This window comes from Colwellia sp. Bg11-12 (genome assembly GCF_014076955.1).
In the GTDB taxonomy this organism is placed as follows: domain Bacteria; phylum Pseudomonadota; class Gammaproteobacteria; order Enterobacterales; family Alteromonadaceae; genus Colwellia_A.
The window spans coordinates 248,228-267,857 of record NZ_JACGUZ010000071.1; the positions used below are offsets into that span (position 1 = coordinate 248,228).

Annotated in this window: 20 protein-coding genes; 11 read left to right on the forward strand and 9 right to left on the reverse strand. The window is 35.9% G+C overall.

Translation table 11 applies throughout. From position 1 onward, the window contains the following. The first annotated feature begins 144 nt into the window (after nucleotides 1–144). From moaB to H4J39_RS10100, 8 genes are read left to right on the forward strand one after another with little or no spacing between them, the layout of a single operon-like run. Nucleotides 145–687, forward strand: coding sequence for a molybdenum cofactor biosynthesis protein B (gene moaB, locus H4J39_RS10065; protein WP_182177181.1), 543 nt, complete (start codon nucleotides 145–147; stop codon nucleotides 685–687). Beyond that, nucleotides 687–1,232: a cyclic pyranopterin monophosphate synthase MoaC gene (gene moaC / locus H4J39_RS10070; protein ID WP_182227904.1), complete on the forward strand. Its 546-nt coding sequence runs from the start codon at nucleotides 687–689 to the stop codon at nucleotides 1,230–1,232. The genes moaB and moaC overlap by 1 nt, the downstream gene beginning before the upstream one ends. Nucleotides 1,233–1,235: 3 nt before the next feature. Further along, complete coding sequence (locus tag H4J39_RS10075; protein ID WP_182177179.1) at nucleotides 1,236–1,484, forward strand: MoaD/ThiS family protein; 249 nt, start codon at nucleotides 1,236–1,238, stop codon at nucleotides 1,482–1,484. A 10-nt stretch (nucleotides 1,485–1,494) separates the two neighbouring features. Continuing rightward, nucleotides 1,495–1,971 (forward strand): molybdopterin synthase catalytic subunit MoaE, encoded by a 477-nt coding sequence (moaE, locus tag H4J39_RS10080; protein WP_182227906.1) that lies wholly within the window; start codon nucleotides 1,495–1,497, stop codon nucleotides 1,969–1,971. 2 nt (nucleotides 1,972–1,973) lie between these two features. Continuing rightward, complete coding sequence (modA, locus tag H4J39_RS10085) at nucleotides 1,974–2,792, forward strand: molybdate ABC transporter substrate-binding protein (protein ID WP_182227908.1); 819 nt, start codon at nucleotides 1,974–1,976, stop codon at nucleotides 2,790–2,792. Then, nucleotides 2,770–3,492, forward strand: coding sequence for a molybdate ABC transporter permease subunit (gene modB, locus H4J39_RS10090; RefSeq protein WP_182177177.1), 723 nt, complete (start codon nucleotides 2,770–2,772; stop codon nucleotides 3,490–3,492). The genes modA and modB overlap by 23 nt, the downstream gene beginning before the upstream one ends. Further along, complete coding sequence (modC, locus tag H4J39_RS10095; protein ID WP_182227910.1) at nucleotides 3,485–4,555, forward strand: molybdenum ABC transporter ATP-binding protein; 1,071 nt, start codon at nucleotides 3,485–3,487, stop codon at nucleotides 4,553–4,555. Before modB ends, modC begins: the two co-directional genes overlap by 8 nt. 40 nt (nucleotides 4,556–4,595) lie before the next feature. Beyond that, a complete protein-coding gene (locus tag H4J39_RS10100; protein ID WP_182177175.1) occupies nucleotides 4,596–5,345 on the forward strand; it encodes a HesA/MoeB/ThiF family protein in 750 nt (249 codons plus the stop codon). Nucleotides 5,346–5,434: 89 nt separating this feature from the next. Here the strand turns inward: H4J39_RS10100 and H4J39_RS10105 are convergent, their stop codons facing one another. The 8 genes from H4J39_RS10105 to H4J39_RS10140 form a co-directional block, all read right to left on the reverse strand. Then, entirely contained in the window at nucleotides 5,435–6,112 is a 678-nt protein-coding gene (locus H4J39_RS10105; RefSeq protein ID WP_182227912.1) for a hypothetical protein, read from the reverse strand. Between the two features lie 90 nt (nucleotides 6,113–6,202). After that, nucleotides 6,203–6,760, reverse strand: a complete 558-nt coding sequence (gene idi / locus H4J39_RS10110) for an isopentenyl-diphosphate Delta-isomerase (protein WP_220462173.1) — start codon at nucleotides 6,758–6,760, stop codon at nucleotides 6,203–6,205. A gap of 8 nt (nucleotides 6,761–6,768) precedes the next feature. Next, entirely contained in the window at nucleotides 6,769–7,725 is a 957-nt protein-coding gene (locus tag H4J39_RS10115; protein WP_182227916.1) for a lipopolysaccharide assembly protein LapB, read from the reverse strand. Further along, on the reverse strand, nucleotides 7,709–8,902 hold the full coding sequence (locus H4J39_RS10120; RefSeq protein ID WP_182227918.1) for a hypothetical protein: 1,194 nt from the start codon (nucleotides 8,900–8,902) through the stop codon (nucleotides 7,709–7,711). Before H4J39_RS10120 ends, H4J39_RS10115 begins: the two co-directional genes overlap by 17 nt. Continuing rightward, entirely contained in the window at nucleotides 8,871–10,820 is a 1,950-nt protein-coding gene (locus H4J39_RS10125; RefSeq protein WP_182227920.1) for a prenyltransferase/squalene oxidase repeat-containing protein, read from the reverse strand. The genes H4J39_RS10120 and H4J39_RS10125 overlap by 32 nt, the downstream gene beginning before the upstream one ends. A gap of 17 nt (nucleotides 10,821–10,837) precedes the next feature. Beyond that, nucleotides 10,838–11,455, reverse strand: a complete 618-nt coding sequence (locus H4J39_RS10130) for a DsbA family protein (protein ID WP_182227922.1) — start codon at nucleotides 11,453–11,455, stop codon at nucleotides 10,838–10,840. Nucleotides 11,456–11,528: 73 nt separating this feature from the next. Continuing rightward, nucleotides 11,529–11,693, reverse strand: coding sequence for a hypothetical protein (locus H4J39_RS10135; protein WP_182227924.1), 165 nt, complete (start codon nucleotides 11,691–11,693; stop codon nucleotides 11,529–11,531). Nucleotides 11,694–11,978: 285 nt separating this feature from the next. Next, on the reverse strand, nucleotides 11,979–13,784 hold the full coding sequence (locus H4J39_RS10140; RefSeq protein ID WP_182227926.1) for a DUF885 family protein: 1,806 nt from the start codon (nucleotides 13,782–13,784) through the stop codon (nucleotides 11,979–11,981). A 308-nt stretch (nucleotides 13,785–14,092) separates the two neighbouring features. Here H4J39_RS10140 and H4J39_RS10145 point away from each other — a divergent pair, with 308 nt between their 5' ends. From H4J39_RS10145 to H4J39_RS10155, 3 genes are all read left to right on the forward strand, one after another. Continuing rightward, nucleotides 14,093–15,646 carry an aminotransferase class V-fold PLP-dependent enzyme gene (locus H4J39_RS10145; RefSeq protein ID WP_182227928.1) on the forward strand — a complete coding sequence of 518 codons (1,554 nt, stop codon included), beginning with the start codon at nucleotides 14,093–14,095 and terminating at the stop codon, nucleotides 15,644–15,646. A 374-nt stretch (nucleotides 15,647–16,020) separates the two neighbouring features. Then, the gene (locus tag H4J39_RS10150; RefSeq protein WP_182177167.1) at nucleotides 16,021–16,968 is read left to right on the forward strand and encodes a class I SAM-dependent methyltransferase; all 948 of its coding nucleotides are present in this window, start codon (nucleotides 16,021–16,023) and stop codon (nucleotides 16,966–16,968) included. A 472-nt stretch (nucleotides 16,969–17,440) separates the two neighbouring features. Then, entirely contained in the window at nucleotides 17,441–18,781 is a 1,341-nt protein-coding gene (locus H4J39_RS10155) for a M24 family metallopeptidase (RefSeq protein ID WP_182227930.1), read from the forward strand. Nucleotides 18,782–18,990: 209 nt separating this feature from the next. On the opposite strand, the gene H4J39_RS10160 is transcribed toward H4J39_RS10155, so the two are convergent. Beyond that, entirely contained in the window at nucleotides 18,991–19,596 is a 606-nt protein-coding gene (locus H4J39_RS10160; protein WP_182223616.1) for a GNAT family N-acetyltransferase, read from the reverse strand. Nucleotides 19,597–19,630 lie beyond the last annotated feature (34 nt).

Consider the following 19,630-nt stretch of genomic DNA (forward strand, 5'->3'; position numbering starts at 1 on the left):
CTGTCTCTAGTTACGAGACCCTGAAACGCAGGTTATTGTTGCCGACTGAGCCTAAATACCTACATCCATGTAGGCGAGTGCAAAATGATGAGTATTCATTGATCTAGAAGATAATTTAAATATTAATAAAATTTAGGAAAAACCATGAGCTCTTTACATAGCGGTAACGCTTTTATTCCCTTATCAATTGCCGTATTAACTGTTTCTGACACCCGCGATGAATCTAATGATACTTCTGGGCAAGTACTGGTTGAACGCTTAATAGAGGCCGGTCATAAACTCAGCGATAAAGTGATTGTTAAGGATGATGTTTATCAATTACGCGCCATCGTTTCAAAATGGATAGCTGATGATACTGTGCAGGCGATAATTTCTACTGGCGGTACTGGCTTTACGGCTCGTGATAATACACCTGAAGCATTATTGCCCTTATTTGACAAAAATGTTGAAGGCTTTGGTGAAGTTTTTCGTGCTATTTCACTTGATGAAATTGGTACATCAACGATTCAGTCGCGTGCCTTTGGTGGTATTGCAAATAGCACCGTTATTATGTGTGTGCCTGGTTCAACCAATGCTTGTCGAACGGCATGGGATAAACTGATAAAAGAACAACTTGATGCGAGCCATCGCCCTTGTAATTTTGTGCCACATTTAAAAATGGCAGAAGTGTGTGAGACACGTGATTAATGAGCCATCCTAGCGAACAGCTTAATACAAACGAGCCAACGTTAAGCCATGTAAACAAACGTGGTGAAGCGAATATGGTTGACGTTACTGAAAAAGCTATGACGTCACGCTCAGCGACTGCCGAAGGTTATATTCAAATGTCGGCGCGCACTTTGTCGTTAATCACTCAAGGTGACAATAAAAAGGGTGATGTGTTTTCTGTCGCTCGTATTGCTGGCATTCAAGCTGCCAAAAAATGCAGTGATTTAATTCCGCTTTGTCATCCGTTAATGTTGACAAAAGTAAAGGTGGATTTCACTATCGATGAAGAAAACAGCCAAGTGCATGTGACCAGTTTGTGTAAGTTAACTGGGCAAACGGGGGTTGAAATGGAAGCATTAACCGCTGTTTCAGTGGCTTGTTTAACCTTATTTGATATGTGCAAAGCAGCAGACCCTTTAATGGAAATTCATGGTATTCGTGTTATGACCAAACAAGGGGGTAAATCAGGCTCTTGGCAAGCAAAAGCTGAGCAAGCTTTACAGGAACATAAGAATGAAGGATAACGCATGATCAAAGTGATATTTTTTGCTGCTCTACGTGAAGAACTCGGCTGTGGCGGTACTGAAATAAGTGCGACGAACGTTAATACCGTTGCAGAAGTAAAATTGGCTTTAGGGCAACAAAATAATGACTGGCAACATTATTTAACGAATAATTCATTGCTTTGCGCGGTTAATCATCAAATGGTTAATCGTGACTTTTCGGTGAAAGCAGGAGACGAAGTCGCTTTCTTTCCACCCGTCACTGGAGGATAAAATAGTGAATATGACGAGTCTCATTAATAAGTACCCAGAGATTAGTATTCAAACCGAAGACTTTGATCACGGTGTTGAAGTTAATCTTTTAGAGAAACATAACGTTGAAGATGGCGCTGTTGTTACCTTCAGTGGCCGCGTGCGCAATAATAATTTAGGGCTAAAAGTAAAAGGGTTATTCCTTGAGCATTACCCAGACATGACTGAAAAGCTGTTAGCTGAAATTATAGAAACAGCGAAACAACGTTGGAATATTGGCCGCGTAAAAGTTATTCACCGTATAGGTCAGTTAGCCATTGGTGAACAAATTGTTTTTGTGGGTGTAACCAGCAAGCATCGTCAAGATGCCTTTGCCGCTAACGAATTCATTATGGATTTTTTGAAAGTAAAAGCACCATTTTGGAAAAAAGAACTCACTGAACTGGGTGAAAGCTGGTTAGAAGCGAAAACCAGTGATAAAGAAAAAGCACAGGCGTGGAGTAAATAGCGGTGAGCTTATTGCTAACTCGTGCATTAGCTGGCTTTATATTTATCGTGCTGCTATTTCTTTCATCAACTGACGTTAGGGCTAAAAACACGTTAGGCCTCGATGATAAACCTTTACGTATTGCCGTAGCTTCTAACTTCGCCCCGACCTTAACAAAACTATTAGCGCGTTTTAACCTCAATCAAGAAAATTTTCCTAAACCCATTATTATTGCTGCTTCTAGCGGTACCTTATTTCTTCAAATTCAACATGGCGCTTCTTTTGATGTATTCTTATCTGCTGATACTGAACGACCACAATTATTAACTACAGCCGATTTAGCGGTTAAAGATAGTCAGCAAACTTATGCTTATGGGGCGTTAGCGCTTTGGTCTGCCAAAAAAGAGATCACTACTGATGTGTTGACGGCTTTGAAAAATAACCAGCACCGCTTGGCTATAGCTAATCCTAAAATAGCTCCTTATGGAAAAGCGGCAAAACAGGTGTTAGAACATTTACAATTGTGGGACAGTTATAAAACACGGCTCATTCAAGGTATTAATATTATTCAAACGTTTCAGCAAACACGTTCACAAGCGGTAAACTTAGGTATCGTCAGTAATAGCCAATTAGTGTTGAACCATTTTAAGGGCGTGTTAATACCGTCTCATTTTCATCAGCCAATAAAACAGCAATTAGTGATTTTAAAGCGCAGTAAAAACATTCAACAAGCCCAGCGTTTTGTTTCATTGTTAATGAGCAAGCAAGCTCAGCAATTTATTGCTGAATCAGGGTATGCGAAACTCAATGGAATGAAAGATGAAGGTAACACCAGTGAATAATACCCATCCTGATATTCTTGCGCTGATCACCACACTTAAAATGGCAGGTATTACCACCATTATTCTGATGTTAATCGGTACTCCGCTAGCATGGTTTCTCGCTAAAATGCAAAGTCGAGCGAAAGTTTTTATCGAGGCTTTAGTGGCTTTACCTTTAGTCTTACCTCCAACCGTATTGGGTTTTTATTTATTACTGCTATTTTCGCCGCAATATTTGCCCGGACAAATTTGGCAACAAGCAACGGGACAACAACTCGCCTTTAGTTTTTCGGCCATTGTTATTGGTTCAGTGTTGTATTCACTCCCCTTTGTCGTTCAGCCACTGCAAAAGGCTTTTGAGCAATTGGGTGACGACTTATTAGAAGCGGCTGCTATGTTAGGTGCTAGCGCCTTTGATCGATTTTTCACGATTGTATTACCAATTACCAAAGCGAGCTTTATTACCGCAGCCAGTTTAGGCTTTGCTCATACGGTAGGGGAGTTTGGTGTGGTCTTGATGATTGGCGGTAATATTCCTGGTGAAACACGTGTGCTTTCAATCGCCTTGTTTGATCATGTTGAAGCGTTTGACTATGCTCAAGCGCATATTATTTCAATCAGTTTAGTCATCTCTTCTCTTGTTTTATTGTCGTTGATTTATTTACTTAATCGTCCAACTAAAAATAAGCGAATAAATCAAAGAGGCTTAATTGATGGCTGAATTAGCGCTTAATTTTATTGTTGAACATGACGACTTTTTATTGTCTATCGACGAAAAAATATCCTTGTGTGGTATTACCGGTGTTTTTGGGCATTCAGGTTCAGGAAAGTCGACGTTATTAAAAGTGATCGCAGGGCTTGAAAAGCAGGCGCACGGCACACTATCTATTGATAACGATGAACTACTTAACAGTGCAACAAAAACCTTTGTGGCTCCGCAGCAACGTAATATCGGCTTAGTCTTTCAAAATAGTCGTTTATTCCCTCATTTAAGTGTTGAAGATAACCTGCATTACGGTCAAAAACGTAATAAGAATTGTGTCCTTGATTTCTCAGAAATAATCGAATTAACGCAATTAAAACCCTTGCTTGGTAAAGCCGTTACTCAACTATCTGGGGGGGAACAACAGCGAGTAGCATTAGCAAGAGCCTTGCTAGCAGAGCCCCAATTATTATTACTTGATGAGCCGCTGAGTGCTCTCGATGATAGAAATAAAATAACATTACTAGCCGTACTCGAAAAAGTGAAACAGCAGCTTAATTTACCCATGCTATATGTCAGCCATTCTTTAGACGAGCTTCAACAGCTTGCTGATAATTTGTTGGTGATATCGTCTGGCAAAGTGAGTCATCATGGTGATATCCACGAAGTTATTCATCAATTGACAACAAATAACGAAATATTGCACCAAACCAGTTTGTCGTTAACTGTAAAATCGCACTTACCTGAGTACGGTTTAACAAGCTTAGCATTGGGCGAACAGCAAATATTTATTGCTTGTGATCATGAACCTAACAAAGAAAAAAAAGTACGCTGTATTATTGCGGCAAGTGATATTAGTATCACCTTACATGAGCCTATCGAAAGCTCTATTGTTAATCATTTGTTTGGGACCATAACCTGTTTTGACAAAAGTGATAAGCAAGTGCTGTTAACTGTAACTTGTTCGGAGCAAAAATTCTTTGTGACGATCACTACATGGTCAGCTAAACGTTTATCGTTAACGATAGGCCAAAGTATATTTATTCAATTTAAAGCGAATGCAGTGCGTTCACTGCGCTAATGTAAACGTTATTAATCTTCTTTAGGAAACTATGCTGCTTATGTTATCTCAACACGAACAACTACGTTACAGTCGCCAAATTATGCTAAAAAAAATAGGTGAGAATGGCCAGTTAGCTTTGCGCGATGCTAAAGTACTCATTGTTGGTATGGGCGGCTTAGGTAACCCAGTGAGCTTATATTTAGCTGCAGCAGGCGTTGGTACTTTGTTTATTGCTGATGGCGACAACGTTGATATAACTAATCTACAACGGCAAATATTATTTACCGAAAGTGATGTTGGTACAAATAAAGCGGATATTGGCGCAGAAAAATTACAACAGCATAATAGTGATATTACGGTTGAGGTGATTGATGAAATGCTCGATACAGAATTAGCTCACTATTATATTGAGCAGGTCGATGTGGTAATCGACTGTACTGATAATATCGCGACGCGTTATTTATTGAACCAAGTGTGTGTTGATAAAAAAACGCCATTAATTGTGGGGGCAGCTACGGGATTTGACGGTCAACAGTTAGTGGTTGACCCTCGTGACCCAGAAAGTGCCTGTTATCAATGCTTATTTCCTGCCAGTGAAAAAGCGCCAACAAATAACTGCCAAACCGTAGGTATTGTCGGACCTGTATTAGCGATTGTTGCAGGTATGCAATCGTTGCAAGCCATAAAGTTATTAACAGGCAACGCTATACATATTAACCAGCTAAATATGTTTGATGGTTTATCAAACCAATGGCAACAATTTAGCTTGAAAAAACAGCCCGATTGTCCAGTTTGTGGCGATTGCTAAGTTATATATTACTAGTCAGGCAGTTTATTTGCTTGGTTAAACGGTAAACTTATAATTTTCTATATCAATAACTGAGAGTTTTAATAAGTTTATTTTCCTAGTTTTCTTAAAACGTCCTTCATATGAAGGCGAAATGTTTTGTCAAATTTAGATTCACTACATCGACGTATTCGAGTTTTCTTCATGGGTCCAAGACCTAAATAACTCATATCAGTAACGCTAGTGCAGATACCATTGTTATCTTTATATACAGTGGTATTACCATAATGAGAGGTCCTCATATTCATTTTTTTCGCACCTTCAAGTACGCTTTCAGTTTTTGTTATTGAGTGAGGGACAGGTTCAGGATCTGCATGCATCAAAGACATGGACTCAAAACGCTGAGACTCAACTAGCGCTTCTTTAATTACTTTATTATTAATAGACAATTTTAATTTATTTAATTGTTCATATGCAGAAAAATCAATTACTTTATTCGAATTTTCTTCAGGTTTTTTTGATACTGAAGTACTCACCGTTGTAGCTGACTTTAGTGTGTTTTTTATCTTATTTGAAGCAGGACCGTTATTTGTAATCGTTTTACTTGTTTCTGGTTTTGGCAATTCATGTTTATCAACTTTAGTTGATTTTACAATGTAGCTATTAGTTTTTTGAGCATCGATTATGTCTTTACTTTTGATTATTTTGATTTCATCTATTGATGAATTATATAAATAACTTTTGATGATTTTCTTCTGTGCTAATTTTTTTTCAGGTAAAGAGGGCACGACCCCCTTCAATGAAAGTAAAATAATCACGTGAATAACAACAGAAGCAGTGAGCGCTATATAGTTTTTATTAAAAAGAGTCAGTTTTGATTACTCTTGGGTGCAGAATTGTTGATTTTGTGAAAGCCATTCTTTAAAGATTTTTGACCGTTCCAGTATGTAACTTTCTTCAATACACCATTGTGAATAGAGGTTAGATGAAGTTTCAATTTGCTTTAACCAATTCTTCCAATGAATCCATTGTGTAGATTTTACCTCATCGGTATTAATATTTAATTCACCGTTATATCTGACAACCAAGATAGGGCAAATTTCATTCTCCATAACTCCTTGATAGCTGAAGCAATACCTGTACGGGGCAACTTCTAAAATATCAAAAACATCAATACCTAACTCAAATTGACATCGCCTTTTAACCGCTTCGATATTTGATTCTGTCAACATAGGGTGGCCACAGCAAGAGTTTGACCAAACTAATGGCCATGTTTTTTTATGTACTGCTCTTTGCTGTAGCAATAAACGTTGTTTATTATCAAAAATAAAAACAGAAAATGCTCTATGTAATGGTGTGTTTTCTCTATGGACGTCTGCTTTGTTTCTAGTCCCTAATACATTGTTTTTTTCATCAACTAATACTACGTATTCCATTACTTTCCTCATATAGATTTGAGTTTATTATTAATTTTATCAATTGTTTTTTTGCTATTTATGATTGTTTTTGCATTGTTAAGTAAAGTTTTTGCAAAATCACTTTTATCTTGTGATAGGTATATATCTGCAAGTCGCATATAACCCCTACCTAGTTTTTTATCATCTGAAGTATGTAATTTAATATAAGTTGTCATTGCCGATTCAGCTTCGATAAAGTAATTTTTTTCTTGCAATGCAAGGGCACTTATCTCCCATAAGACAATTGATAGCTGCTGGGATGCATTATCATCCATTGATTCCATATTTTGAATATATCCGCTTAATGACAAATAGAGTGACATAGCCTCTATATTTTCTCCTACTTTGCTGAGTAACTCGGCAAGATCTATTTGTATTTTTAATCTTTGAGGGGCTAAAGCTATGCTTGTTTGGAGTAAATGAATAGCCGCTGAATAACTCTCTTCTTGTCTGTGAATATTAGCGTTGGCAATATTCCCTTCGATTGGATCTTGCTTATGAAGTTGGTCTGCTAATATTTGTGCCCTTTCTTTGTCACCCCCCAAAAAACCAGGCAGCATCATATAAAGATCAACAAGCAAATGCTTAGCTTTAATATGATTTGGCGTTAACTGCAAAACTTTCTCCAAATTTTCACGCATACCAACAAAATAGCCCCTAATACTAAATATGCTGGCACTGTTTATTAGTTTGCTAAAAATATTGGCGTGTAATAGATAAATTTCACTATTATTTGGCGTAAGTATCTCAGCTTGTTCAATATACTCTAACGCTTTTTCGTACTGTTTATCTTTTTCTGATTGTTGTGCTTGTTGATATAAGTGATTGCCTTTTGACATAGTGACAGCAGATGAAGTCTGTGCTGATGCGCTAACCAATAAAAAATTCAAGGCAAAAAATAGTATATATAACCAAGTTTTTCGTATCTTATGAATTAATGTCATTATTTTTCCATTGCGAATTAGTATAGTACTGAGATTTTATTAAAACTTTTCTCAATATTTTAACTAGTCTGATTGTCAGTAAAAGATAAAATATTGATGCTATATAGAATTCACTTGATAACTTATTAAGCATATATTCACCACTTACTAACTTTGTTAATAAATAGGGGAAATTAACTAAATAGTTTGTGTATGAGGTCGCGATGTAAATCATAAATAGAGGGAAATATAAGGCATTTATAATTCCATATACCAACAGCCCTTTCTCTTTTCTATCTAATTGATGAAAAAAGTCACTATTAAGATTTCTTACGTGTTTAAATAATTTATTTAAAATTTTTCGTGAACGTGGCAATAAATTCTGTTCATTGAGCAGATCACTTAATATCCAATAGCCATCATTTCTCAGAAAAGGAATAAAAGTATACGCAACTCTTATCATAATGATAATGCCTATATAAGCTAGGCTTGGAAACCAATGTGATAATGTGAAGAGAATAGACGTATATAGTAACTCCATATAAACACCAGACAAGTTAACCAGTATTCTCTGATATTTAGGGAGAGCCCAAATACCAGTTACATCAGAATAAGCCACTGGAAATATGAAATAAAAACCAAAGCCCATTTCTCCATGCTTAGCATTATACTGTCTACAAGCAGCCAAATGCCCTATTTCATGAAAAAGTGTAGAAAGTAACAGCGGTATAATAATGAAAGTAACATTTGTATACGACAACTCAGGAATTAATTCAGTATTTATAAAATATAAATTAGATAAATTAAAGAGTAAACTAAAGATATAGGTCGTAATAAATATTTTAAGAGTAAATAAACTCGTAAATGGTTTTGTAACATATTTTATATAACGAGTAGGAATTACTGAAAATTTAAAATGAATATATGATGGTTGGGCTTTATATTCCTTATCAACGGCCAGCTTTAATCTATCAATGATATTACCTGTAAGTAATGTAAATTCATTAAAAGAACAAAGTTGAAATTCATCGTGATCACAATAAACTTTATAAGCGTTTTTCATGTCAGCTGACTTTTTTAAAATACCCATGAATTTTACTGTCTTAAGATTAACTATAAAGTGACTGCCTGTTTCAAAGGATATTATCCATTTATCAGGTGCTTCTTCATTGAGTGAATAGGTATATGGAATTAGCACAATTTTTCTTCTTAAATTTAGTAAATTGAAATAAAGAGTTAATAATCAATGATGTGGTAAATGAACGCTGATTATCATAGGTCAAGGTATTATAACCAAATGGAGAATTTCGCCACTTGTCTATTTTTTCAGGTTGAAGGACATCGGGTTGTGGTATTCTTAATACGTTTTCAGTGAACCAACTACCATCATTTAACTGGTTTTCTAGTAACCACTTAATACCTTTCTCTATCTCTCTTAAATACTTTTTATCTTGGCTAAGCAACGCATTAATTGCTAAAGCCGTATAAAAGGCATCACCCCAGTAGCCTAGCCTATTTTGTTTACTTATAAGCCACTGGCATGCTTTCTCAATACTTGAGCTAGCATCCTTACGCTTTGATAGAGATAACGCTTGAACTGCAAATGATGTGGCATAAATATCACTAGTCCACCAGTATGATGGCCATTGTCCATTTGCTTGTTGAGTCGCAATCAAATAATTAATGGTTTTATTAGCAAGGAGCTCATCGAAATGACTGATTAAAACTACAGCGGCAGTTGAAGCAACACAGATGTGATTACTGTTCCAACCTTGGGAGTCGAGTGGCTCCTTACCTAGCATGGGAGTAACTCCACCTTTACGATATGTACACCAACTGCCATCATCATTTGAAAAATTTAACCAAGAAGCTAGCATATCTTCTGACAAAGGTTGTTTATTTAGTTTGTATAGCTGAATGAAGAATGTCGATGAATCTCCATCCTTTACGGTATTTCCATTGAATGCAAATTGCATCGGAGGCACTGTAGACAAACTTGTTAACACAGCATTAAACTTTTCGCTTGATACTTCTGCAGATAATAATTGGCATGCAATAAAGGAGCTGACCCAAAGTTTACCTTTCCCATTATCCGTTAAAAAGCTTTCCCAGTAGTCATTTTTGGATGTTTTTTCTAATACAAAACTAACTGCACGCTCTTTCGATTCATAGATATTATCTATGTGACTTTGTTTATTGAGTCTCAGCTCATTTTTAAACAACTGTGATTTAAGTTTATGGCTATCTATAATATCTTCAATCATCCACATCATCTTTTCTGTTTGCATTAACTCGCTGTGCAAAAACTTTACATATTTGGGAATAGTTAAAGTTGAAACAAAAGTTAATGCTTGTTTCAGGTGTGATATTGCGAATTGACAATGTTGGATCGCAAGACCACTGAATAACATATATTTATATAATTTATCACTTTTAATAGTGGTAAAATCAATTCCAATATCGGTTAAAAAATTACAGGTTTGACTATAAATATAGGTAACTTGGTTATTTGCGACATCAGGCTTAAAGTCTTTGATATCATCTATATACTGCATTGCGATATGTAATGACATTAATGAATTATTAAGTTTTTTATTATAACTAAAATCGTTTGTTATATGACTGAGTAGGCTGACGGCAACCTTCACATAAGCTGATTTGTACTGACTAAGTAACTCAAATTCATTTTTGCTAAAATTATTTTGATTTTTAAGTACATTTTCGGTGTCAATAGCACTGAAAAAACAAGCTTGTATTTTTGTAAAGTCACGCCAAAAATCATGGTTACTTGGAAAGATATCAGTTGTGAGCTTAATTGCTATCTCATAGTTTACTAATCCTAATTTGAATTTAGCAGATTCATTATTATCAATTAATTTGTCAAAACCAATGAGACCACGCAAAAAGCTTAAACAAATCACTGAAAAACTTTCTAATTCACTCTCATTAGCAGAAGAATATAACGGGCTAAAGTAAGAGATTAAATCGACATAAAAGTAGTGTTCTGTAAACGTTTTAGTAGAACACCAATGAGATAATTCCTCGCTTGATACTGCCTGCGTATTTTTTATAATGGTGGTATAAGTATCGATAATCTTATGCTGAATAGTTTCCATTCTGACTCCGTAACGACTTATTTAAGCAATAAGCTATTGATGACTACTTCTAGATTATTGAAGTTAGTTTTTATTTTTAATTGTTTTTCTATAATCCAGGTGGGAGTGCTGTAAATTTTATAATTACTTGCGAGCAAAACATCAAAATTGATAGCTCTATCTACCCATGTTGAGTCACGCATTTTATGATACTCATTTGTGAGTCCTAATTTTTCAGCAATATTCACGATAACTTCAGGCTCAGATAAATCTAAATTTTCTTTAAATTTAGCATGGTAGAATGACTCTATAGCAAGAGCTTCTTTATTTTCTTTGCGCGCTATATGAAAAAGCCTCAGTATACTATCGTTAGTGCCTTTTTTGATTAAAGGTCTAAATATGCCAGCTAGTCGTTTTCCATATTTTTTTTGTAAGGTCTGCATTCTTTTGTGGGAGTTATAACAATGTGAACATGAAAAATTAATAAATACGTCAAGTTTTACTTTTGCTTTACTATTCTTCTCTAATGAACTAACAAAACTGTATTCACCGTCAATGCTCTTTATTTCAGCTTTATTTTCGTCACAGCCGATGATGGTCATAATCAGAGTAGTTAATGCAAGTAATATTACATTTGATTTTTTTTTTATATTCATATTATTTTAAGTAAGTATTTCTGTAAGGAAAATCACCCTGCATAATTATTAGGGTGATTAAAAAAATTATAAATTAATCGTGACAATTACCAATATTACCATCATCTTCATGTATGGAACCTTCTGCACCACCACTATTACCCCAATGACAACCTGCAAATTCTAAACGTTCTTCTAGCTCTTCAACTTCAAACGTTTCAATTAATGTATTTAATTCTACTTTATTATTTTTATCCATTACTTAACTCCATTTTGATTTAATGTTTACAAGATATTAACTTGCTGAAATAGACTACGCCATAGAAAAATAAAAGTCTATTTATATATAACAATAGTTTTGCCAATTTTAATGTTGAAAGTATTAGAGGTAGAGGAAAAATAAATACTTTATTTTGTGAGGTCGGAACAATCATCCAAATTAATTTATGAACTAACGGCTGAATATAATTTATATTGTTGAACTAAATTAATATCAATTTTAGTTTTTTACGTTAAAGATAATTATTTTTTTACTCGTTTTAGTCTATTTTTCAGCAAACATTACTAATGTTGCTTTAATATAAGCGTTAATTTGATCTTCAAGCACTTGTAAAGGTACCGAGCCGTTTTTCAAAATTTGATGATGAAACTCACGTACATCAAAGTTTTTCCCTAATTTAGCTTCTGTCTTTTTACGTAGATTTCTGATGGTTATCTCACCAATTTTGTAGGATAACGCTTGTCCTGCCCAAGAAATATAACGATCAATTTCTGTTGTTACATTATGGGTTGAGAGTGCAGTGTTATCAGTCATAAAGTTAATCGCGCGCTCTCTTGACCAACCTTTAACATGCATACCCGTATCAACAACAAGGCGAGCTGCACGCCACATTTCATAAGTTAATCGGCCAAAGTTACTGTAATGATCTTTATAAATTCCCGCTTCAATGCCTAACCATTCAGCATATAAACCCCAGCCTTCACCGAAGGCCGAAATATAAGCATTTTGGCGATATGATGGTAAATTATCTAATTCGCTATTAAGCGAGATTTGCAAGTGATGTCCCGGCACGCCCTCATGTAACGTAAGGGCAGGTAATACATAAAGAGGGCGCTTATCTAATGCATAGGTATTTACCCAATAATAACCCGGCTGACTATCGTTTTGCGCACGAATATAACGGCCCGTAGTATATTTAGGCGCAATACTTTCTGGCACAGGTGCAACGCCATAAGGCGACCGTGGTAAATGCTTAAATAAGGTGGGTAATTTTGCATCCATTTGTTTTGCTATGTATGAAGCTTCTTTAATTAACGCTAATGGTGTTTTCGCGTAAAATTGTGGATCTGTACGTAGAAAATGCGTGAACTCAGTGAAAGACCCTTCAAATCCCGTTTTTGCAATAATCTCAGCCATTTCTTGGCGAATGCGTTTAACTTCACTCAAGCCTAATACATGAATTTGCTCAGGTGTCATGTCTGTTGTGGTGTAGTGCTTTACACGGTTGCTATAAAACTCATTACCGTTAGGCGTTTCGGAAACACCGATGCTTTTACGTGCCTTGGGAAAATATTCTTGGGTAAAAAATTCATAATAGCCCTGATAAGCAGGAATCACTTGGGCTTCTAATATTGTAATAAGCTGCTGCTTTTTATCATCTAGCACTTTAGCGTTAATTAAATTAGATGCGGTGGTAAAAGGTTTAAGAAACTCAGAATCTTTAATATGCTCAGGAATAAAGGCAAGTATCGATTGTTCATAGCCAACTAACACTGCTTGAGGCTGAGTAATACCTGTTGCCAAGCCTTGCTGCATCCAATAAATATTTTGATCGAAATATTCAGGAAGCGCCGATAGCTTGTTTAGATATAATTCAATATCTTTTTCTGTTCTAAATTTTGTATTATTAATAACAAAATTTAAATTTGAGTGAAAACCAAACTCAGATTTAAATGGCATGTAATGTGATTTAAAGTGATAGTTAGCGATATTATTATCGAGTTGAGCCTTGATAATGGAATAATTAATCTGGTTATCGTCTGAAAGGGCATCTTGATTGATCGCTTCAAATACCGATGCGATGGCTAGGCGTTCTTGGTATTTTTTCTCTAAGGCTTGTGGTGATAAATCAGGCCATAAATTTTCTTTTTTCTCGGCTTCATTTTCGACATTATCTTGTTTATAAAGTCCCTTGCTTGAACGATGATTTAATAGTTGCTGAACCGCAGTATCAAATTGTTCATTGGCTGTATTGTGAGTTGAAGCTGCATTGTTACTTGTTATTTGGCAAGCGCTAAGGGTAATTATAATCGCTGGTACAACGAGCAATTGACCTAAATAAAAGTTCATGTCTATACATTCTTGAAGTGAAAAAACGACCCTTAACCTAACGTAATTTTCTGCAAGTAAACAGGTTTGTACGACGAATTGTTTTACTAATCAGCTTAAATACAAATAAGCTCAAGCATTTTATCATTTTTGCTAAAAAATGAGTTTTCGTTAGCCGAACATATAAGTGTTCAATTTAGACTGTTTTTCTCCTAATTACTGTTATTTGAAATTATTTTGCGTAATTGGTGTTTATCTTGGTTTATGGTTGCTCGTATTTGGTTTTTTGTTAGAATTATTTTATCGAAACAACCCGCGAGCTAAAAATCATGTCACTTGAAAATCACTTTCTTCCCTTTAGAAATAATATTATTGGTCAGTCGTTAACACATGAAATTAATGGCCAGCAATTAGATATTGTCTATGCAGATTGGACAGCAAGTGGTCGACTTTACTCGCCGATTGAAAGCTATATTACGAATATCCTAGGTCCTTTTGTTGCGAATACGCATACAGAAACTAATTTAACAGGTTGTGCGATGACGAATGCTTATCATGATGCACAAAAAATAATAAAGCGTCATGTAAATGCTTGTGACAATGACGTACTGATTACAGCAGAAGCAGGAATGACCGGTGTTATTAACAAGTTTCAACGCATTCTGGGTTTGCGTATTCCTGAGCGTATGCAAGATCAAGTGAAATTTGATGACTGCGATAAGCCAGTCGTTTTTATTACGCATATGGAACATCATTCAAACCAAACAACATGGTATGAGTGTGACGTAACTTTAGAAATTGTTGACCCTGACAGCAGCGGCTTACCCTCGTTAGCACACTTGAATTTATTACTTGAAAAATACCAAGATCGAAAAGTTAAAATAGGCTCATTTTCATCTTGTTCAAATGTTACCGGTATTAAAACACCCTATTATGAATTAGCAGAAATAATGCATGAACATGGCGGTTTATGTTTTGTTGATTTTGCTTGTTCGGCGCCTTATGTCGATATTGACATGCATCCAACGAATTCAAAACAAAGTTTAGACGCCATTTTCTTTTCACCACATAAATTTCTGGGTGGGCCAGGTAGCTCAGGTGTTCTTATTTTTAATAAAGCGCTCTATAAAAATAAAGTGCCAGATCATCCAGGCGGCGGAACGGTAACGTGGACAAACCCGTGGGGCGAGCATAGCTTTTTTAATAATATCGAAATGCGTGAAGACGGTGGTACTCCAGGTTTTCTACAATGTATTCGTACCGCGTTGGCGATAAAAGTTAAAAATGCCATGGGCGTTGATAAGATCACCGCTCGCGAAAAAGAAATTACTGATTATGTAATGGACGAATTAGCAAAAAATGACAACGTGGTGATGTTAGAGAAAAATGTTAAAGACCGTTTAGCGATTGTTTCTTTTTATATACCCAATGTTCATTATAATTTAGTGGTGCGCTTACTTAACGATAAATTTGGTGTTCAAACACGTGGTGGCTGTTCATGTGCAGGGACTTATGGGCATATATTATTAAATGTTGATCACGATACTTCAAATAAGATCATTGAAAAAATAAACATGGGTGACTACGCGGAAAAACCCGGTTGGATCCGTGCTTCATTTCACCCTACCACCTCTGACAAAGAAGTAAGATACATTGTTGAAGCGATTAACCAAGTGACTGAAAACATTATTGAGTGGGCAAAAGAATATCGATTTAACCCTGCTACCGGTGATTTTGAGCACAAAAATTTTGCGGTGAACTATCCAAGTCTTACTGATTTTAATGCCTTAGCGCTAACTAATGTTGATGTTATGCCGACCGCAAAAGAAAATGCGCTTGAACTTAACGCCTCACCTTCATTGCTCAAAAAAATCTTCGGTTAATATTTACTTATGTAAATAGTATGGCGATTGTGCTGAAAATTAAGTGCTTACTCAATAGTTAGCCCTATTAGGAAGCACAACATTTTCGTTTTTATTTATATACTATTTATGTTAAATGGGTATATCTAAGTACGTTCTGTTTTATTAAGCGCGTTGTTTCTGTGTGGATATCAGTGTTAACACATGGGTAGTTCGTTATAATGTCAATTAATAAGTTCGAGTTCCTGAGTCCTGTTATTACTTTGATTTTCTAGGATGTTTATGGGGAGCCATCCGTTCTTACAATATTTAAGGGGTTGTCGGTATTTATTAACTTACTTGTTAACGAATACCAACAATAAACACGAAAAGATACTTACGGGCAGGGCATAGATTTGACACTAAATTGGCACGAGCTAATCGAAAAAGCATGGAATGATCGAAAAGACTTACTTGAGTCTGATGAATTTGATTGTTGGCGTGTTTTCCATGGTTACACAGAAGGCGCGTCAGGTGTCGTTATTGAGAAATTTGGCACAATGGTTATCGTTGAGTACAAAGATGACATTCGTGATGACCTTGACGAGATTAAAGATGCGCTTTTACAGTGTTTTCCCTTCACACTTATTCTGGCTAAAGGCGATCAATCAATCGGTTTGCGGTTAAAAGATAGAATGTACGCGTTGCATGGTGACATTTCAGATGCACCAAAGTTCGCTAAAGAATACGGCATATCTTATGGGTTACTGCCTGATGCGATGCATAACTGTGGCTTGTATCTCGACGCGCGCCCTGTTCGTAAATGGTTAGCTCATAATAGTGAAGGGCGCCGAGTACTTAACTTATTTTCATTTACGGGAAGTCTCGGTATAGCCGCTTTAAAAGGTGGTGCAAAAGCAGCGATTCATCTCGACAAATCGAAAGCGTTGTTACCACGTATCCAAAATAGCTATGAAATAAATGGCATGGATTTTGGAACTCGCAGCTTTATACAGGGTGATATCTATAAACATTTACCTAAAGCGATAAAGAATGGTCAGCGGTTCGATGGTATTATTTTAGACCCTCCGCCGAAAGTATATAAATCACCTTATTCAGAACATCAGCCTAAGGGACAAGACTTTTCACGATTAGTCAGCCTTTGTTCAAAGCTTTTGAACCCTGGAGGTTGGTTAATTTGCTTATTTCATCGTTATGACGCTACATGGGATCAATCAGATGCTGAGATTATAGCGTCATCGTCTGATACATTGAAAATGACTGAGCGCTTTACCAGTGAGTGTGATTTTCCTGATGACAATGTTGATCGAAAGCTAAGAGTTACCGTGTTCGAAAAAATTTAATACATTTAGTAGCACAAGTTAGGAGCATAAGTAACAAAGCAACCTTCAACGTTGAACTTACTTTTTCTGAGTACAGGCATCAAGCAAGTCTAACGTAAGTCGTTGTATGTAAACCTTCATGTTAAGATCATTTTTATATAGAAAATGATCTTTTCTTTTATTGTCATACCTTAATCAATTTTTATTCGATAAATATCTATAAGTCACCATGACTTTTATCAATATTGTCAGTACTACGGATAAAATATTTACCCTGTTGCTCATCGACAATCCTATTGATATCACTTAAACATTAACATTGCTGCTTTTTGTGATAATAATGAGGATGAATTTGAAAGCCATGACTGAAATTCACTCAAATGTTTGTATGAATTATCGGCAGAATAAATAAGCATTTCGTTTACTGTTTTATTTTTACTGCTTACAATTTGTTGGTAGTATGTTGAATTAACTTTAAATTTGAGGGTTTTTAATGAAAATATTTCTTAGATTATTTTTAATCGCTTGGCCGATTCTAATCTGTAGTTCTGCTATTGCAGAGCAAAAAGCAGTGCAGAAAATTTTGTCTATGCAAGAGCGTGCTGCTTTTATTGATAAGATCACTGAGAAAAGAGTATCGAAACTGCTGCCGCGTTTAATGGATGAAACGGGTATCGATATGTGGGTGATGATCAGTCGAGAATATAATGAAGATCCTATTTTAAAAACATTACTGCCTGCTACTTGGCTTTCTGCGCGTCGAACCACCATATTAGTTTTTTCAAACGATAAAAAAGGTCAGGTCAATGCCTTTGCTATTGCCCCTTATAAAGTCGGTAGTGTTTTTGAAAAGGCTTGGGACAAAAGTAAACATCCGGATCAATGGCAAGCATTACTGGCGTTGATAACAAAAATAAACCCTAAAAAAATTGGTATTAATCAGTCCGAGTTTTGGGCACATGCCGACGGGTTAGTTGCTACAGATAAAGATAAATTTTTATCGATCTTACCTGATAAATATCAATCAAGGGTGGTTTCTGCCGAGGCGTTAGGTGTTGCTTGGTTAGAGCATCGTATACCTGAAGAAGTAGAGATATATGAAAATATTGTTGCGATTGCCCATGAAATTATAGCGCAAGGCTTTTCTAATGAAGTTATTAAAGTCGGTAAAACGACATCTAACGATTTAGTGTGGTGGTTTAGAGAGCGAGTTAGAGAGTTAAAACTACAAACATGGTTTCATCCAAGTATTAATATTCAACGAAAAGATAACAATAAATTTGATGATGTTGATAGTTTTACTAATGGCTACCAAGATAATGTTATTCAGGCGGGCGATTTATTACATGTTGATTTTGGTATTAGCTATTTGCGATTGAATACCGATACACAACAGCATGCTTATGTCTTAAATAGTGGCGAGATGAGTCCACCAGAAGAACTTGTTTCTGCATTTAACAGTGGTCTTAAACTGCAGGATATTTTTACTGATCAGTTTAAAGTAGGAAGAACAGGCAACGACATATTAAAACGTGCGAGAGATCAGGCGATAAAACAAGATCTTAAACCAACAATTTATACTCATCCTATTGGTTATCACGGCCATGCGGCTGGTACTACTCTTGGTATGTGGGATTCTCAGCAAGGTGTTGTTGGCAGTGGAGAATATCCTTTACATGCTAATACCGCTTACTCTATTGAGCTTAACAATGCCTATTTTTTGAAAATGTGGGATAAGGAAATTAGAATTATGCTGGAAGAAGAAGCCTTTTTTGATGGTAACAGTGTTCGGTATATTGATGGTCGACAAACAACGTTACATATTATTAAATAGTCGCAATATATTTTACCTATTATTTTCATTATTAAGCAGGGTTGCTGAGTGATTCTGAGTCAACCCTATCTTAAAGCTAAAAACGATAACCTTGATTCATTCTCGGATCATTGTCTGATACAAAGCCGTTAGCAATAACCTGTAGACCTTGGTGTTCATCGATAACGACAGCAATGGTAAATACCTTTATTGTTCAATGACAACAAGGATCATTTTTCAAAGCTGATGATCATTTCTGCTGCAACACAGTGGCACTCATCATTACAAGCAGGGCACTCATAACCTTGTTTACTGAGTTCATTCCAACGTTCAGGATGCTCTTTAATTAATACGCCACCACATTTTGTGAAGTATTTTACGGCACTATTACCGGGGCTTTGTTTCCATAAATGGCTAATGCCAGCAGTTGCACCTTGTTTAATCGCTGCTTGTGTTGATAATTTGAGTAGCTGACTGCCCACGCCATAACCTCGATAGTTTTCATCAACCGTATTACATTTGAAATAACAGACTTTATCGGTAGGGTGCAGCCATAGTTTAGGGCTACACCATGAGTCAATTTCCCATTGATTAATCGCGTAAGTTAATCGAAAACCAATCAGTTTCTCACCAAGGTAAGCAACAAAGTTTGCGTTTATTTCGACACCACCGTGCGGTTTCAATAAGCCTTTGTTATACCAGATGTTCATGTTTGAATCATCAATATAACCCGCCCCGTGAACAGCCGTACCCAAAGCGATTATTGCTGAAAAATCGTTAGGTAACATCTCACGGTAAGACACTTGAGGGTTTTCCACTTTGCTCTGTTTTTTCATGTTGAATATTTATTTAAATAAAATTGTATTTTAG

What these genes read in the sequence shown, in the direction of transcription:
- moaB (WP_182177181.1), top strand. Translation starts at nt 145, where the DNA reads ATGAGCTCTTTACATAGCGGTAACGCTTTTATTCCCTTATCAATTGCC.
- moaC (WP_182227904.1), top strand. Translation starts at nt 687, where the DNA reads ATGAGCCATCCTAGCGAACAGCTTAATACAAACGAGCCAACGTTAAGC.
- H4J39_RS10075 (WP_182177179.1), top strand. Translation starts at nt 1,236, where the DNA reads ATGATCAAAGTGATATTTTTTGCTGCTCTACGTGAAGAACTCGGCTGT.
- moaE (WP_182227906.1), top strand. Translation starts at nt 1,495, where the DNA reads ATGACGAGTCTCATTAATAAGTACCCAGAGATTAGTATTCAAACCGAA.
- modB (WP_182177177.1), top strand. Translation starts at nt 2,770, where the DNA reads ATGAAGGTAACACCAGTGAATAATACCCATCCTGATATTCTTGCGCTG.
- modC (WP_182227910.1), top strand. Translation starts at nt 3,485, where the DNA reads ATGGCTGAATTAGCGCTTAATTTTATTGTTGAACATGACGACTTTTTA.
- H4J39_RS10100 (WP_182177175.1), top strand. Translation starts at nt 4,596, where the DNA reads ATGTTATCTCAACACGAACAACTACGTTACAGTCGCCAAATTATGCTA.
- idi (WP_220462173.1), bottom strand. Translation starts at nt 6,760, where the DNA reads ATGGAATACGTAGTATTAGTTGATGAAAAAAACAATGTATTAGGGACT.
- H4J39_RS10115 (WP_182227916.1), bottom strand. Translation starts at nt 7,725, where the DNA reads ATGACATTAATTCATAAGATACGAAAAACTTGGTTATATATACTATTT.
- H4J39_RS10125 (WP_182227920.1), bottom strand. Translation starts at nt 10,820, where the DNA reads ATGGAAACTATTCAGCATAAGATTATCGATACTTATACCACCATTATA.
- H4J39_RS10130 (WP_182227922.1), bottom strand. Translation starts at nt 11,455, where the DNA reads ATGAATATAAAAAAAAAATCAAATGTAATATTACTTGCATTAACTACT.
- H4J39_RS10135 (WP_182227924.1), bottom strand. Translation starts at nt 11,693, where the DNA reads ATGGATAAAAATAATAAAGTAGAATTAAATACATTAATTGAAACGTTT.
- H4J39_RS10140 (WP_182227926.1), bottom strand. Translation starts at nt 13,784, where the DNA reads ATGAACTTTTATTTAGGTCAATTGCTCGTTGTACCAGCGATTATAATT.
- H4J39_RS10145 (WP_182227928.1), top strand. Translation starts at nt 14,093, where the DNA reads ATGTCACTTGAAAATCACTTTCTTCCCTTTAGAAATAATATTATTGGT.
- H4J39_RS10155 (WP_182227930.1), top strand. Translation starts at nt 17,441, where the DNA reads ATGAAAATATTTCTTAGATTATTTTTAATCGCTTGGCCGATTCTAATC.
- H4J39_RS10160 (WP_182223616.1), bottom strand. Translation starts at nt 19,596, where the DNA reads ATGAAAAAACAGAGCAAAGTGGAAAACCCTCAAGTGTCTTACCGTGAG.